This is a genomic window from Kribbella sp. NPDC050820, from assembly GCF_040653975.1.
Taxonomy (GTDB): Bacteria; Actinomycetota; Actinomycetes; order Propionibacteriales; family Kribbellaceae; genus Kribbella.
In genome coordinates this window covers 86264-100780 of the sequence record NZ_JBFAHB010000002.1, presented here as the reverse complement: position 1 = coordinate 100780, position 14517 = coordinate 86264, and the positions used below count along the sequence as shown (strand labels likewise).

Annotated in this window: 13 protein-coding genes; 9 read left to right on the top strand and 4 right to left on the bottom strand. The window is 69.9% G+C overall.

Features of this window, described 5'->3' with window-relative positions; translation table 11 throughout:
• The first annotated feature begins 8 nt into the window (after positions 1-8).
• Genes AB0H36_RS02805 through AB0H36_RS02790 form a run of 4 tightly spaced genes read left to right on the top strand, consistent with a single transcriptional unit; the run spans position 9 to position 4679 of the window.
• The gene (locus AB0H36_RS02805; protein WP_360515389.1) at positions 9-1964 is read left to right on the top strand and encodes a hypothetical protein; all 1956 of its coding nucleotides are present in this window, start codon (positions 9-11) and stop codon (positions 1962-1964) included.
• A gap of 29 nt (positions 1965-1993) precedes the next feature.
• Positions 1994-3229: a DegT/DnrJ/EryC1/StrS family aminotransferase gene (locus tag AB0H36_RS02800; RefSeq protein ID WP_360515386.1), complete on the top strand. Its 1236-nt coding sequence runs from the start codon at positions 1994-1996 to the stop codon at positions 3227-3229.
• A complete protein-coding gene (locus AB0H36_RS02795; RefSeq protein WP_360515383.1) occupies positions 3226-3951 on the top strand; it encodes a hypothetical protein in 726 nt (241 codons plus the stop codon). Before AB0H36_RS02800 ends, AB0H36_RS02795 begins: the two co-directional genes overlap by 4 nt.
• A complete protein-coding gene (locus AB0H36_RS02790; protein WP_360515380.1) occupies positions 3948-4679 on the top strand; it encodes an amidohydrolase family protein in 732 nt (243 codons plus the stop codon). Before AB0H36_RS02795 ends, AB0H36_RS02790 begins: the two co-directional genes overlap by 4 nt.
• Here the strand turns inward: AB0H36_RS02790 and AB0H36_RS02785 are convergent.
• Complete coding sequence (locus AB0H36_RS02785; protein ID WP_360515377.1) at positions 4676-5200, bottom strand: GNAT family N-acetyltransferase; 525 nt, start codon at positions 5198-5200, stop codon at positions 4676-4678. The two genes, AB0H36_RS02790 and AB0H36_RS02785, sit on opposite strands and share 4 nt — an antisense overlap.
• 120 nt (positions 5201-5320) lie before the next feature.
• Between AB0H36_RS02785 and AB0H36_RS02780 the strand changes: the two genes are divergently transcribed.
• The 4 genes from AB0H36_RS02780 to AB0H36_RS02765 all read left to right on the top strand — a co-directional run bounded on the left by AB0H36_RS02780 (position 5321) and on the right by AB0H36_RS02765 (position 11691).
• Positions 5321-6400, top strand: coding sequence for a HupE/UreJ family protein (locus AB0H36_RS02780; protein WP_360515374.1), 1080 nt, complete (start codon positions 5321-5323; stop codon positions 6398-6400).
• A complete protein-coding gene (locus tag AB0H36_RS02775; RefSeq protein WP_360515371.1) occupies positions 6397-10035 on the top strand; it encodes a PQQ-binding-like beta-propeller repeat protein in 3639 nt (1212 codons plus the stop codon). The genes AB0H36_RS02780 and AB0H36_RS02775 overlap by 4 nt, the downstream gene beginning before the upstream one ends.
• A 63-nt stretch (positions 10036-10098) precedes the next feature.
• Positions 10099-10866 carry a helix-turn-helix transcriptional regulator gene (locus tag AB0H36_RS02770; RefSeq protein ID WP_360515368.1) on the top strand — a complete coding sequence of 256 codons (768 nt, stop codon included), beginning with the start codon at positions 10099-10101 and terminating at the stop codon, positions 10864-10866.
• Positions 10867-10935: 69 nt separating this feature from the next.
• The gene (locus AB0H36_RS02765; RefSeq protein WP_360515365.1) at positions 10936-11691 is read left to right on the top strand and encodes a glucose 1-dehydrogenase; all 756 of its coding nucleotides are present in this window, start codon (positions 10936-10938) and stop codon (positions 11689-11691) included.
• 3 nt (positions 11692-11694) lie between these two features.
• Here AB0H36_RS02765 and AB0H36_RS02760 read toward each other — a convergent pair whose 3' ends face one another.
• Positions 11695-12522: a helix-turn-helix domain-containing protein gene (locus AB0H36_RS02760; protein ID WP_360515362.1), complete on the bottom strand. Its 828-nt coding sequence runs from the start codon at positions 12520-12522 to the stop codon at positions 11695-11697.
• 50 nt (positions 12523-12572) lie between these two features.
• On the opposite strand from AB0H36_RS02760, the gene AB0H36_RS02755 reads away from it, so the two are divergent.
• Entirely contained in the window at positions 12573-13361 is a 789-nt protein-coding gene (locus tag AB0H36_RS02755) for a phytanoyl-CoA dioxygenase family protein (protein WP_360515359.1), read from the top strand.
• Here the strand turns inward: AB0H36_RS02755 and AB0H36_RS02750 are convergent.
• Both AB0H36_RS02750 and AB0H36_RS02745 read right to left on the bottom strand, forming a co-directional pair.
• Positions 13358-13630, bottom strand: coding sequence for a hypothetical protein (locus AB0H36_RS02750; protein ID WP_360515356.1), 273 nt, complete (start codon positions 13628-13630; stop codon positions 13358-13360). The genes AB0H36_RS02755 and AB0H36_RS02750 overlap by 4 nt on opposite strands.
• A 65-nt stretch (positions 13631-13695) precedes the next feature.
• The gene (locus AB0H36_RS02745) at positions 13696-14490 is read right to left on the bottom strand and encodes a CPBP family intramembrane glutamic endopeptidase (protein WP_360515353.1); all 795 of its coding nucleotides are present in this window, start codon (positions 14488-14490) and stop codon (positions 13696-13698) included.
• Positions 14491-14517: the final 27 nt, after the last annotated feature.

The window sequence follows — 14517 nt, the reverse complement described above, 5'->3', positions numbered from 1 at the left end:
GCCCTCCGATGATCTCTCGCCGCACCGTCCTGACCGGCGCCCTCCTGACCGGCGCCGCGACCACGCTGCCGATACCTGGCGCCCGAGCCGCTGCCCAGGCTGATCCGATCGACGGTTCCACGCTGCCGACCTTCGGGCCGGCGTGCCTGACGGCCGCGGTGGTGGCCATGGCCGTCCACGACGAGCACGCGTACGTGATCACCCGGGGCATCGTGCCGCCCAAGCTGGTCGAGATCTCGCTGACCACCCGGCAGGTCACCCGGACCACCGACCTCCCGATCGGTGAAGGCGGCTGGGGCATCACCGTTGCTGCGGGCAAGGTGTACGTCGGGCTGTATCCGGTCGCCGACGTCTACTGCTTCGACCCGGCGACCGCAGCGTTGACGCGAGTCGGCAGCCTGGCCGGGGCCGGTGGGTTCGTCTGGGACATGACGACCGGGCCGGACGGTCAGGTGTTCGCGGTCAGCTATCCCAACGCCACGGTGTGGCAGATCGATCCCGCGACGAACGCCTTGACCCGACTCGGTGCACCGGTGGCAGGCGCGCAGTACGGGCGCTACGTCGGCGCGGCGGGCAACTTCGTCTTCGCCGGGATCTACACGCCGTCCCAGCTCGTCGGCTACGACCGGGCGGCCGGGACCTTCCGCGACCTCACGCCGGCCGCCTTGCGTGGTCAGAACTTCGGCCCGTTCGCCGCGACCGCGGACCGGATCTACGCGGGCGCTTCCCGGGCACTCGTGAGCCTGGCGGCGGATGGCAGCGACGCACGGATCGTCCCGCTGCCGAGCGGTGAGACCGGGGTCGACGCGATCGCGGTCGCACCGGACGGCACGGCGTACCTGACGACGCGTCGCTCCGGGACGGTGTGGTCGTGCGGCCCCACCGACACGGTGCTGACCGCGGTCGCGACGCCCGCACCGGCCGACGAGCATCGCCGACTCGTCCTGCTCGACGCGACGACGCTGCTCGGCTCGACCGGGTCCGGAGTGCTCTGGTGGCTGGATCTGGCCTCGGGTGAGTTCGAGCTGCTGGATCTGGTCGACGCCGGTTTCACACCTGCCCCGGACAAGCCACAGTCGCTCGAGCTCGGCGACCCGCATCTGTACGTCGGCGGCCACTGGGTGGTCACCGAGCACGCGATCGGCACCGGCGCCACCCGCCGGATCCGCGTTCCCGGCGAGGCCAAGACACTGACCTGGGTGAAGGGTGAGCTGTACTCGGCGATCTACCCGAGCACAGAGGTGGTCCGCATCAACCCGCGGACCAAGGAGGTGCACTCGCTGGGGCTCATCGGCAACCAGCAGATGCGGCCGTGGCAGGCGGCGTACGACGAGAAGACGAAGATGCTCGCGATCGCCTCGGCGCCAGGGACCGGGAAGCTCACCGGTGCGCTGACGCTCGTGGACACCCGGACCGGCGCGCTCGAGGTGTACTACGGCGTCCTGCCCGACCAGAGCGTCATGTCGGTCTCGATCGTGGACGGGATCGCCTACCTCGGCGGTGACGTCGTCGGCGGTGGCGGCATCACCCCGACCCGGTCGTCGGCCGCGATCGGGGCGTTCGACCTGGGCCGGCGCGAGCTGCTGTGGACGGTCGACCCGCTCGCCGGTGAGCGCTCGATCCAGAGCGTCGCGGTCAAGGACGGCATCCTGTACGGCGTGCTCAAGCGGACGAGCGGTGGTTGGTTCACGTACAACCTGCGGACCAACGCCGTCGTCCGCGGCACGAACAAGCTCTCCGGCTATGGAGAGATCTACACCGACCGGACCGGCGTCTATTGTGAGACGAACTTCGGCGGGAACCTGTACCAGCTCGGTCCGGGGCTCGCCGAGGCGAAACTCCTGGTGAACAAGCTCGGCGACGGGTGGTACACGGTGCCCCAGCTGTCGCCGGTCCGCGGCGGGGCGCCGCACAGCGTGTGGGGCCTCGCCGACCGCGATCTCGTCCAGCTACCGTTGCCGTGAGCAACTCAGACCACGTGGGGACCTTTGCGATGGACCAGCCCGAACTCGCCCGCGACGGCGGCACCCCGGTGCGCTCCGGACCGCTGCCGACGGTGATGGACGCCTCCGGCCGGCGCTTCGGCGACGAGGAGATCAAGGCCGCCGAGCGAGTGCTTCGCACCGGCATGCTGTCGGCCACCTGGGGCACCGAGGTTCCCGCGCTGGAGCAGGAGTTCGCCGCGCTGCTGGGGGCCGGGCACGCGGTCGCCTGCAGCTCCGGGACGGCGGCACTGCACCTCGCGGTCGCCGCGGTCGACCCGGAGCCGGGCGACGAGATCATCACCACGCCGATCAGCGACATGGGCACCGTGTTCCCGATCCTGATGCAGAACGCGGTGCCGGTGTTCGCCGACGTCGACCCGATGACCGGCAACGTCGCCCCGGCCGCGGTCGCCGCCGCGATCACGCCGCGGACCAAGGCCGTGATGGCGGTGCACCTGTTCGGCAAGCCGGCGCCGATCGTCGAGCTGCGTGAGCTCTGCGACCAACACGGGATCACACTGATCGAGGACTGCGCACAGGCCTACCTCGCCCCGGTCGGCGACACGCTGACCGGCCGGATAGGGCACATCGGCTGCTTCAGCCTGCAGCAGACCAAGCACATCAGCGCCGGCGACGGCGGGCTGGTCGTCACCGACGACGCGGCGCTCGCCCGGCGGATGCGGTTGTTCGCCGACAAGGGCTGGCCGCGGGCGACCAACGAACGCAACTACCTCTTCCTCGCCCTCAACTACCGGATGACCGAGCTGGTCGGCGCGGTCACCCGGGCGCAGTTGTCGCGACTGGCCGGCGTTGTGGCAGATCGTCGTACGGCGGCTGCGCAGGCAACTGCCGGGATCGGCGACCTCGTCGGCATCACGGCTCCACCGGACGCCGGTGACCACGTGTACTGGCAGTACCCGTTGATCCTCGACCCCGAGATCGCGGGTGACCTGCACGAGTGGGCGACCGCGCTGACCGCCGAGGGCATCCCGGCGAACGGCGGCTACCTGACCAGCCCGCTGTACGGCGCCCCGGCGCTGCGGGACCGGATCACGTACGGCGACTCGCACTTCCCGCTGCAGGACGTCGAGTACCCGGTCGGCCTCTGTCCGAACGCGGAGGAGCTCATCAACCACCGCCTCCTCGTCCTGCCCTGGAACGAGAACTACACCTCAGGAGATGTGGACGACATCGTGACCGCGATCCGGAAGGTCCACACCGCGCTGGCTAAGGTGGCCGGATGAGCGACGGACCCGTGCTGCTGGACTGCGACGTACTGGTCGGGCATGACGTGACGACGGGCCGGTGGAGCCGGGCCGAGTCGGTGCGTGACGTGATGAAGTCGACCGGGCTCTCCGGTGGCGTGGTGTCGTCGCTGCGGGCGACGTACTTCGACGTGCCGAGCGGGAACGACGAGGCCATTGAGGTTGCCGAGGGCAACGGGTGGACGGCGTGCCCGGTGCTGGACCTGCGGGATCCGCTCGGGGCCGAGCGGGAGCTGGAGCGGTTGCTGGGCGGCGTAGAGCCGCCGCGGGCGTTCCGGCTGGCGCCGACGTCGCAAGGGGTCGAGCCGACGTTCGCGGCCTTCGAGCATGTCGTGCGGCTGCTCGTGGACGCGGGCGTGACGATCTTCACCGAGGGCGACGTACGGAAGATCGGTCCGGCGCTGCGGGGGCTGGGGGCGCGGGTCGTGTTCCTCGACACCCACTTCTACTACCTCGGTGACTTCGTCGTGCTGGCGCGCGGCGAGGAGGGCTTCCACACCTCGACCCGAATGCTGACCGGCCCGGACTCCCTGGAGATCGTCGCCGCCGAGCTAGGCGTCGACCGCCTGATCCTCGGCTGCCGGACACCCTTCCATGAAACCCAGTCCGTCGTCCGCCGACTCCTCACCTCCAAGCTCACCCCAGCGGAGATCGCCCAAGCCGGCAGCCACAACCTGAGCAGACTCCTGGAGCAGGCATGATCATCGACGTGCACGCCCACTGGGGGCCGTGGTTCTTCTCCATGGACGTTGGCAGTGTGGCCGTCAACAGCGAGCTGATGGATCGGTTCGGCATCGACATCCAGCTGGTGTCGGCGATCGAGGCGATCGTGTACGACGCCCCGGTCGGCAACCGGTCGCTGGCCGCGCAACTGCCCGAGGACCCCAGGTTGCGCGGGATGCTCGTGGTCGATCCGCGCCGGCTGGACGAGGCGCGCGCAGACCTCGACGAACTCCTGGCCGGTGACGGCCGGACCCGCTGGGTCGGCGCGAAGATCCACACCGAGTACAGCCGGACCCCGATCGACTCCCCCGGGATGCAGGCAGCGATCGAGCTCACCACCGAGTACGGCCTGCCCACCTTGGTGCACACCTGGGGCGACAACGTGCTCGACCTCGCCGACGTCGCCGACCGGGTGCCGGACGCCCGGGTGATCGCCGGTCACATGGGAGCGAACGGCTGGCCGCTGGTCCCGGAGGCCGCCAGCCGCAGCGACCGGATCTGGTTCGAACCCTGCTGGTCGGCCCCGGAGGCGAACCGCATCCGCTGGATCCTCGACCAGCTCGGCCCGTCCCGCCTGATGTTCGGCACCGACGCCACCCTGATCGATCCCTCGGTCGCCATCGGCGCATTCGAAGCCGCCAACCTCACCCCCACCGAGCGCGACGCCGTCATGCACCAGAACGCGACCGCCCTCTTCAACCTCTAACCCGGCGCCACGAACACCACGATGTCGGTCTCCGGTCCGCGAACCGGCGGCTCGCGCCAGCCGACGCGGCGGTAGAAGGCGATCGTGTCGTGGGCCTGGTCCCAGGTGAGGAGCCAGGCGCGCGGATGCTCGGCGACAGCCGCCTCCAGCAACCGCCGACCGAGGCCGGTCCCCCGGGCGCTCTTCAGCACACCCAACTCGTCGATCTCGAAGGCCCCGACCAGCAACTCCTCGACCTGCTCCGCGCCGAGCCGCTCGAGCACCTTCCCGTAGGCCCGGTCCGTCCGGAAGGGCGACGGCGTCGTCCAGCCGGTGACGAAACCCGCGATCGAGCCGCCTGGTGACCGCTCCACCAGCGCCTGGAACCCGTCCCGCCGTGCGTCACCCTCCAGCCGGGACCGGAAGGCGACCCGGGTCTCGTCCGGCACCCGGAACGTCCACGGCGGCGCCGTGAACACCTCGACGTACGCCTCGGTCAGCTCGTCGGCGATCTCCAGCACGTCCACCCCATAGCTCTGCACGGACCAAAGCTAGCCGGTGTGCGACCCGGTCGCAGCTGTGATTTTTCGCCGTACGGCGGAGGGAAATCGTTTCCAGACAAGTCACCCAATGGCTGCCGAAGGCGCGTGGGATGGATTCTCATGCGGCGCCTGCTGACCCTGACCGGACTCGTCCTCCTGCTGTTCACCATCGGAGCGAGCACCGCCTCCGCCCACGTGATCGCGTCGACCGGCTACTCGACGGTCCGCCAGACCGGCAGCCAGGTGACGTACCAGCTCAGCCTGGAGTACGCCGTACTCGCGCGCGCCGTCGACCTCGGCGCGCCGGCGACTGACGACGGCCGGCGGGCACAGGCGCTCGACACGGCCAAGCCCGCGCTCGAGGAGTACTTGCACGATCGCGTCGTCGTCTCGCTCGACGGCGCCGCCTGCGAACCCGCGCTGGCGTCCACCTCGGTCGGGCAGCGTGCGGAGAAGCCGTACGCCGACCTCGGCCTGGTCTACTCCTGTCCCGGCGACACCGGCCAGTTCAAGCTCCGGTACGACGTCTTCGCCGAGGCCGAGGCGGTCGCCGACGACCACACCAACGTGGTCGAGTACGCGTTCGGCGACCAGTCCGGGCGGACCGTGTTCGACCGGTCCAAGCACGACGTCACCGTCGGCGACAACACGCTCGCATCGTCCAGCCTGCAGTTCACCAAGATGGGCATCGAGCACATCCTGCTCGGGCTGGACCACGTGCTGTTCGTGGTCGCGCTCATCCTCGGCGCGACCACGTTCCGCAGCCTGGTCCAGGTCGTGTCGATGTTCACCGTGGCGCACAGCGTCACGCTCGTCTCCACCCTGCTGGGCGGGATCTCGGTGCCGGCGGTGATCGTCGAGCCGCTGATCGCGCTGTCGATCGCCTTCGTCGCGGTCGAGAACCTGCTCGGCTCCACCCGGCACCGGCTGCCGGTGGTCTTCGGTTTCGGTCTTCTGCACGGCCTCGGCTTCGCCGGGTCGCTGCGGATCACCGATGCGATCAGTCCGGAACTGCTCCTCTCGCTGCTGAGCTTCAACGTCGGCATCGAGGTGGGCCAGGCGATGCTGCTGGTCGCCGTGTTCCCGCTGATCCAGCTCGTCCGCCGGACCCGCATCGCGGTTCCGGCCGTCCGCACGGCGACCGGGGTCGTCGCCGCCTTCGGCCTTTACTGGTTCGTAGAAAGGTTCCTCTTCGCATGATTCGCCTGACCCGCTCGTCTCGCGAAAAACGTACGACGACGGCGCACAGAGTCCTGTACGGCGTCACCGCGGGCCTGACTGCGCTCGTGATCGGCTTTCCGCTCAGTGGGGTCATCGCCGACGCCGTCGACGGCCCGAGCGCCACCATCTCCGGCACGGTCTTCGAGGACCGGGACAACGACGACCGGATCGACCAGGGTGAGCCGGTGCTGCCCGGTGTCAGCGTGTCCGACGGACAGCAGATCGTCGTCACCGACGCCCAGGGGCGCTACACGCTGGACACCGACGTCGAGCGCCGAACCGTCGACCTGGTCTTCGTCACCCAGCCGGCGGGGTACTCGGTGGGTACCGACGCCAACATGACCGCGAAGTTCTACCGCGACCTCGGTCAGCTCGCCACCGGCGACACCCGGGAGGTCAACTTCGCTCTCCGCAAGGACAAGAAGTCCGAGGACGGCGGGTTCACCTTCGGCAACGTCGCCGACCCGCACGTGAACGCCCAGCTCGCCGAGCAGATCACCGAGATCAACAGCACCCGGCAGCACCTCGCGTTCATCCAGGTCAGCGGTGACCTGACGAACAACGCGACCGACGCCGAGTTCGAGTTCTACAAGGCCGGCACGGCGCACTCGGAGGTGCCGGTCTGGCCGGCCGTCGGCAACCACGAGTACTCGGCGGGGTCGACGTACAAGGACCGGATCAACAACTACCGCAAGCACGTCGGCCCGGAGTGGTACTCCTTCGACTACAGCGACCGGCACTTCCTGGTGCTGGAGAACAACGGCGCCGCGCCGTTCGCCGAGCAGTTGGAGTGGGCGAAGGCCGACCTGGCCCAGAACGTGAAGACGGGTAAGCACCTGGTCGTGCTCGCCCACCAGCCGATGAACGTCCCGTTCGGCTCGCCGTCGGTGTACGACGAGTACGGCAAGCTGCTCGAGCAGTACGGCGCCGAGCTGATGCTGGTCGGCCACGAGCACTCCAACGACGTGGAGCCGCGCAGCGACTTCGCCGGCACCGCCAAGCACGTGCAGACGGTGTCGAGCTCGTACACGATCGACAACTCGCCGCGCGGGTTCCGGTTCGTGAACATGGACAACAAGGCCTTCGACAACCCGTTCCGGCTGTACGGCGCGGAGAAGGACCTGACCATCGTCAGCCCGGCCCCCGGCACGTCGGTCCCGCTGGACAGCTTCCCCGGGATCCAGGTGAACGCCTACGACACCAGCGACGCCCCCAAGACGGTGCGCTACCGCCTGGATAACGGCAGCTGGCTGCCGCTGCACTCCACCGGTGACTTCACCTGGTACGGCGTCCTGCCCGGCACCGCCCGGATCGGCACGCACACCGTCACCGTGGAGGCCGCCGACAAGACCGGCGCTACCTGGACGCGGACGTCGACCTTCACGCTGACGAACGAGAAGGCGATCAAGCCGGTCGCGGGCGCCGACTGGGCCCAGCACCACGGCGACGCCGGCCACAGCGGCGTCTCGCCTGATGCCATCGCCGCCGGCCAGCGGCTCGCCTGGTCGTACCGCACCAAGGGCACCTTCCTGACCGGCTCCCCCATGATCGTCGGCGGCGTCGTGTACGCCGGAACCCGGGACGAGAACGGTGACGGCAACAGCGCCGTCCACGCGGTGTCGCTGGCGACGGGCAAGAAGCTGTGGAGCTACGACGTACCGTCGTCGGTGCACGGCAGTGTCGCCGTGGCCGACGGGCTGGTCTACGTGCCGACGCTGCGCGGGACGCTGTTCGCGGTCGACGCCAAGACGGGTGAGCTGAAGTGGCGCAATGACCCGGGTCCGGCGCCGGAGGGCAACAACCAGCGCACCTACGGGTACTACGGCGTGACGGTTGCCGACGGCAAGGTGCTGTACCCGTACCAGACCCGCCACGGTGAGGCGAGCCGCGGTCTGCTCGTCGCGCTGGACGCCAAGACGGGCACACAGATCTGGGCAGCGCCGATGAGCGGCGCGACGATGAGCGACGGTACGCCGGTCGTCTCGGACGGTCACGTGTACGTCGGCAACGAGACGGCCGACCGGGTCATCTCGTACAACCTCCAGACCGGTGCGCAGGAGTGGACCGGCGCTGCTGCGCTCGGCGGCTGGCAGGACGGCATCCCGTCCGCGGCCGACGGCCGGGTCTTCATCGGCTCGGGCAACGGCATCATCGCGCGCAACGGCAGCACCGGCGCGACGCTGTGGAGCTACCGCAGTTCCTGGCCGTCGCTGGTCAACGGCAACGCCACCCCCGCCGCGGCCGCGATCAAGGGTGACGTCGTCTACATGGGCTTCCCGAGCGGTGAGGTCGCCGCACTCAACGCAGCCACCGGCGCTGTCATCTGGAAGCGCCTGCTGCCGGGCCAGCAGTACCGCGGCGGTTCGTTCACGTCGCCGGCCTTGAGTGGGAACACGCTGTTCGTCGGCTCCAATGGTGGCAGCTTCTACGCGCTCGACGCCCGGACCGGTCAGCCGCTGTGGCAGCACGACCTCGGCACCTGGGTGTCGGCCGGTCCCGCGGTCAGTGGCAACACGGTCGTGGTCGGTGCGCTCGACGGCAACCTGTACGCCTTCACTCCCGGCGGTGTCGCGGCCAAGCCGTGGCCGGTGGTGTCCGGCAAGGTGACCAAGAAGGGCACCGGCGAGCCGCTCGCCTCGACCGCGGTCAGCCTGGTCCAGAACGGTACGGCGATCGCCGCGACGTCGACGGACTCGGCCGGCAACTACCGGATCGCCGTCGAGAAGGGCACCGGGACCTACACGGTCCAGTCCGCCCAGCTCGGCTACGCCACCGCCGCGCGCGAGCTCACGGTCGGCGAGACCGGCGCCTCGGGGATCGACCTCGAGATCTCACCGGTCGCGGTCGACGCGAGCATCGGCAAGCGGCTGCCCAGCGGCCTGGTCGAAGGTGGGCCGGACGACGTGGTGATCGAGAACCGGAAGCTCGCGCTCTCGGTCGCCAAGGTCTTCAACGACCCGCAGCTCACCCAGTCGACCACCGGCAAGGTGCTGGACATGGCGATCACCGGCCAGCCGGACCAGCTCGACTGGATCAACCTGCCCTACGTGAGCACCGCCGAACCGCTCGGCGGCAACTCGTGGCAGCAGTTGCAGACCCGGTCGAACGACGTGCAGATCGTCGAGAACACCGGCGAGAAGGCGGTCGTCCGGGTCACCGGGACGTCGGCCGAGCACCCGGGTCTGAAGATCGTCACGACGTACACGGCGACGCCGGACGAGCAGTTCGTCACTGCGGCGACGACGTTCACGAACGAGTCCGGCGCGGCGCTGTCTGTATGGGCCGGTGACGCGATGGACCACGACGGAACCGGCTCGCGGTCGGCCGTCTCGGGCTACCCGGTGATCACCAGCGGTGGGCCGTTCAGCCAGGTGCCGGACGCCAAGCGGTGGATCGGCCAGGCGGGCACCGGTCCGGACAACCAGACCTACGGCCTGGTGTACTCCACCGACAGCGGCGCCTTCACCGGCTACTCGCAGAGCAACTTCACGATGAGCAAGTTCAAGCTCGAGCTGCCCGCGGGTGGCGACCACACCATCACGCGCCGCATCGTTGCAGCCGGCAACGGTGGCGCGGCGGACAAGTTCGCCGTACTGAACCAGTTCGCGTTCTGATCGAGAGCTGTCCGCGGGTCCTGCTGCCAGGTCCCGCGGACAGCTGTTTTGTTAGCGTGGCGTGTGGCCACGAGGGAGCAGTTGCGGGAGTTCCTGCGCGCTCGGCGGGCGGCGGTGTCGCCCGCCGACGTGGGGCTTCCGGATGCCGGCAGGCGCCGTACGCCGGGGTTCCGGCGCGAGGAGGTCGCGGCGCTGGCCGGGGTCGGGGTGTCCTGGTACACCTGGCTCGAGCAGGGGCGTGACATCAACGTGTCGGGCGAGGTGCTCGACGCGATCAGCAAGGCGCTGCTGCAGACCGAGCCGGAGCGGTCGCACCTGTACCTGCTCGCCGGTCTCAACCCACCGCTCACGCAGGCGACCGACAGCGAGGTCTCTCCCGAGCTGCGCCGCCTGGTCGATGCCTGGTCGCCGCGGCCGGCCATCCTGCGCGACCGGTACTGGAATCTGCTGGCGATCAACGACGCCACCCGGACGGTCTTCGGGTACGACGACACCGACCACAACTGCCTGATCTCGTTCTTCACCAACGAGCGCTACCGCGGGATGCACGTCCACTGGGCCGCCGTCGCGCCGGCCGTGGTCGCGGCGTTCCGGGCGGACGCGGCCCGTGCTCCGGGCGATCCCGAGTTCGACCGCGTGGTGGACGAGCTGAGTACGGCGAGTCCGGAGTTCGCGGCACTGTGGGCACGCCAGGAGGTCGGCGTACCTGGACAGGCGGTCAAGGCGGTGAACCACCCGGAAGCGGGTGAACTGTTCTTCGACCTGACCACGCTGGCGGTGACCGACCACCCGGACTGGCTCCTGGAGCTGTACGTCCCGCGGCCCGCCTAGCCTGGTGGTGCCGGACCCAGGTTCAGTGGACTCTGGTTGCCCCGCGCAACCACCGGCACGCTGGACGACATGACGCATCGATTCACCGGCAAGGTCGCCCTCGTCACCGGCGGCTCCAGCGGCATGGGCCTGGCCACAGCCCACCGCCTCCTCACCGAAGGCGCCCAGGTCGTCGTGACCGGCCGGGACAAGACCCGCCTCGACACTGCAGCTTCCACCCTTGGGAACCCGGACCGGGTCCTCACGGTCCCCGGTGACACCGCGAGTCTCGCGGACCTCGACACCCTCGTCACGACTGTCCGCGACCGCTTCGGGCACCTCGACGTACTGTTCGCCAACGCCGGCGTCGCCGCCTTCGAGCCTGCTGCGGACACCACCGAGGCCGAGTTCGACCGAGTCGTGGCCATCAACTTCAAGGGTGTCTTCTTCACCATGCAGAAGCTCAGCCCGCTGCTCTCGGACGATGCCGCCATCGTGATCAACGCCTCCTGGACCATCCAGCGCGGTCTGCCCGGCGCGTCGGTCTACGCCGCCACGAAGGCAGCCGTCCACAACCTCACCCACACCCTCGCCGCCGAGCTCGCACCCCGCCGGATCCGCGTCAACTCGGTCAGCCCCGGCTACATCGAAACCCCGATGTTCCACGACAACGTCACTCCGGAAGCCCACGCTGCCGTCCTGGCCGCCGTACCCGCCGCCCGTCTCGGCACCGCCGACGACGTAGCCGCCGCCGTGGCCTTCCTGGCCTCCGCCGAAGCCTCCTACATCAACGCCCAGGACCTCGTCATCGACGGCGGCCTGGTCACCGCCGGCCCGTCGATCTGAGGCTCAACTCTCCGCCCGCTGCCGGTACGCCGTCGGACTCAGGCCGGTGTGGTGCCGGAAGCGGGTGGAGAAGTACAGCGGGTCCGGGTACCCGACTTCGGCGGCGACGGAGGCAATCGGCCGGGTGGTGAGCTCGAGCAGGCGGCCGGCCGCGTCGAGGCGACGGCGTTCGATGAACTGTTGCGGGCTGACGCCGAGTTGTTCCCGGAACAGGTGGGCGAAGCGGGACACCGAGAGGTTGGCTGCGCGGGCCAGCCGCGGGACGTCCAGGGTCGCGCGCAGGTCCTGGTCGATCAGCTCGGTCGCCCGGAGCAGGCGGTCGTCGACGTGGACCGCCTTCGGGTTCTGGGTGTCGCACCACAGCAACGCTGCCTCGAGGCTGTTCATGCTCAGCAGGGAACCCTGTGGCAGCACGCTGAACTGGTACCGAACGACGTCTCGCAGGCAGTCCGCGATCCGGGTGCCGGTCGGCTCGGCGGGCCGGAGCTGGAGGATGCCGGGTGCAACCTCCGGCCAGTCGAGCAGGGGCAGCCACTCCGGCTTCGGGTGGAAGTGGGCGAACCGGAAGTGCCAGCGCTGAAGCTCGGGCTCGACGCCGTAGTCGTGCAGCGTGCCCGGCCGGACCAACGTGGTGGTCCCGGGTTCCGCGAGTACGTCGTCCCCCGCGGTGCCGAACCGGCCCCGGCCGCCGAGGGTGTGGATCAGCAGCCAGTCCGTCGTACCGCGCCGCCGGAAGGTCGCATAGCCCGGCCCTTCGTCGAACTCGCCCGCGTTCAGTCGCCGCACGACCGGGTGCGGCGACTCCGGGACAGCAGGATCTCGAAGGTTCACAGCCCATCATGCTATCCCCCGGACCCGGCCCGGTGGCCCAGACTCGAGGCATGACCACCGTTACCGACGTCTACCAGCGGGACGGGATCGTCCAGGTCCCGCAGTTGCTGACTCCCACCGAGATCGACCGGATCCGCGCTGCGTTCATGGAGCAGGTCGCGATCGACCACTCGCTCGCGATCGACGACGGAGTACCGGACAGTGACCCGCTGGCGCAGTACCCGCGGTTCGTCCATCCGCACCGGCGGACCGATGTCGAGGCCGGCCGGCTCGCGCTCGAGTACCTGCTCGACGACCGGATCCTCAATGTCGTCACCGCCCTGATCGGGCCGGCGCTGGGGGCGCAGTCGATGTTCTACTTCAAGCCGCCGGGTGCCCGCGGCCAGGCCATGCACCAGGACAACACGTTCTTGCGCGCCGAGCCCGAGACCTGCCTGGCGGCCTGGATCGCGATCGACGACGTCGACGCGGACAACGGCGGCCTGGCCGTCGTCCCCGGCTCGCACCGGACCGAGCTCGTCTGCCCGGAGCAGGACGCCGACCTGACCGAGTCGTTCACCTCCGCCGAGGTCCCGGTGCCGGACGGGCTGGCGAAGGTGCAGACCAAGATGCAGGCCGGCGACGCCCTGTTCTTCCACGGCAGCGTGGTGCACGGCTCACGGCCGAACTCGACCGCGGACCGGTTCCGCCGGTCGCTGATCTTCCACTACGTCCCGGAGGCGAGCGTCGAGATCGCCGCCTTCTACGACCCGCTGGTCCGCCCGGACCGCCGCACGATCTCGATCCCGCTCGCGATCGGCGGCGGCCCCTGCGGCGACTACGCCGACGCCGAGCCCTAACCGCTGACGGTGGCGGGCTCGGCGGCGATGGTTTCGAGCTCGGTGCGGAACTGCGGCAGCATCCAGCGCAGCGGCTGGTCCAGGACGCGGCCGATGGCGGCCTCGTCGACGTGCAGCAGGTCGGCGATCCGGGCCAAGGCGTCCGGCTCGTCGACCGCGGCGTACAGCAGATGGACCACCTCGTGCCGGTGCGCGAACACCGCCAGCGCCGCGGCCGCCAACCCCGGATCGATCTCCGGCGGACTCGTGATTTCCCCGTGAACAGTCACGCCATCACAACCTGACGAAACACCGATCGGTTACGGACCGGCGCTCAGGTCGGTTCAACCCGGGGTCAGCCGGGCAGCCAGCCGACCTTCCCGATCAGGTACGTCGCTCCGACCAGCGCGCCGATGTCGATCAGGGTGTGGGCCACCACCAGCGGCATCACCCGGCCCCAGCGGCGGTACAGGTAGCAGAAGACCACGCCCATGATGACGTTGCCGAAGAACCCGCCGAGCCCCTGGTACAGGTGGTACGACCCGCGCAGCAGCGCGCTGGCCGCCGTGGCACGCCCGACCGACCAGCCGAGCTGGTCCAGCCGCCGGTTCAGGTAGGCCAGCACGATGACTTCCTCGAGGATGGCGTTCTGCGCCGCCACCGCGACCAGGATCGGGATCCGCCACCAGGTGTCCGGCAGCCGGGCCGGGTCGACGGTCAGGTTGCCCCCGGTCGCGTAGGCGGCCAGGTAGAAGGCCAGCCCGGCGCCGCCGATGGCCGCGGCGACCGCCGTCCCGCGCCCGAGGTCGCGCAGGCGGTCCCGCAGGTCGAACCCGATCGTGCGCATCGACTCGCCGCCGCGGGCCAGGAAGTGTGCGACCAGCGCAACCGGCACGAGCGCGGTCGCCACCGCGAACAGCTGCCAGGTCAGGTCCAGCCACGGCCGGCCCGGCGCGCGCGACCCGACGATCACCGCGGTCTGGCCGCTGATCGGCTTCGCCGACGTCAGCACCCCGGTGAACGAGATGATCGCCGACAGGGCGGACGCCCCGAGCGACAGCGCCAGGACCAGCCAGACCTCCTGGGTCAGCACCCGCCGGCCGGCGACCGGAGCCGCCGGCTCGGCGGCCTCCTCAGCGGAACTCGTCATGCCCCAACTATCCAACGCCCGGCAACC

What these genes read in the sequence shown, in the direction of transcription:
- AB0H36_RS02755 (WP_360515359.1), top strand. Translation starts at nt 12,573, where the DNA reads ATGACCACCGTTACCGACGTCTACCAGCGGGACGGGATCGTCCAGGTC.
- AB0H36_RS02800 (WP_360515386.1), top strand. Translation starts at nt 1,994, where the DNA reads ATGGACCAGCCCGAACTCGCCCGCGACGGCGGCACCCCGGTGCGCTCC.
- AB0H36_RS02745 (WP_360515353.1), bottom strand. Translation starts at nt 14,490, where the DNA reads ATGACGAGTTCCGCTGAGGAGGCCGCCGAGCCGGCGGCTCCGGTCGCC.
- AB0H36_RS02765 (WP_360515365.1), top strand. Translation starts at nt 10,936, where the DNA reads ATGACGCATCGATTCACCGGCAAGGTCGCCCTCGTCACCGGCGGCTCC.
- AB0H36_RS02795 (WP_360515383.1), top strand. Translation starts at nt 3,226, where the DNA reads ATGAGCGACGGACCCGTGCTGCTGGACTGCGACGTACTGGTCGGGCAT.
- AB0H36_RS02775 (WP_360515371.1), top strand. Translation starts at nt 6,397, where the DNA reads ATGATTCGCCTGACCCGCTCGTCTCGCGAAAAACGTACGACGACGGCG.
- AB0H36_RS02790 (WP_360515380.1), top strand. Translation starts at nt 3,948, where the DNA reads ATGATCATCGACGTGCACGCCCACTGGGGGCCGTGGTTCTTCTCCATG.
- AB0H36_RS02805 (WP_360515389.1), top strand. Translation starts at nt 9, where the DNA reads ATGATCTCTCGCCGCACCGTCCTGACCGGCGCCCTCCTGACCGGCGCC.
- AB0H36_RS02780 (WP_360515374.1), top strand. Translation starts at nt 5,321, where the DNA reads ATGCGGCGCCTGCTGACCCTGACCGGACTCGTCCTCCTGCTGTTCACC.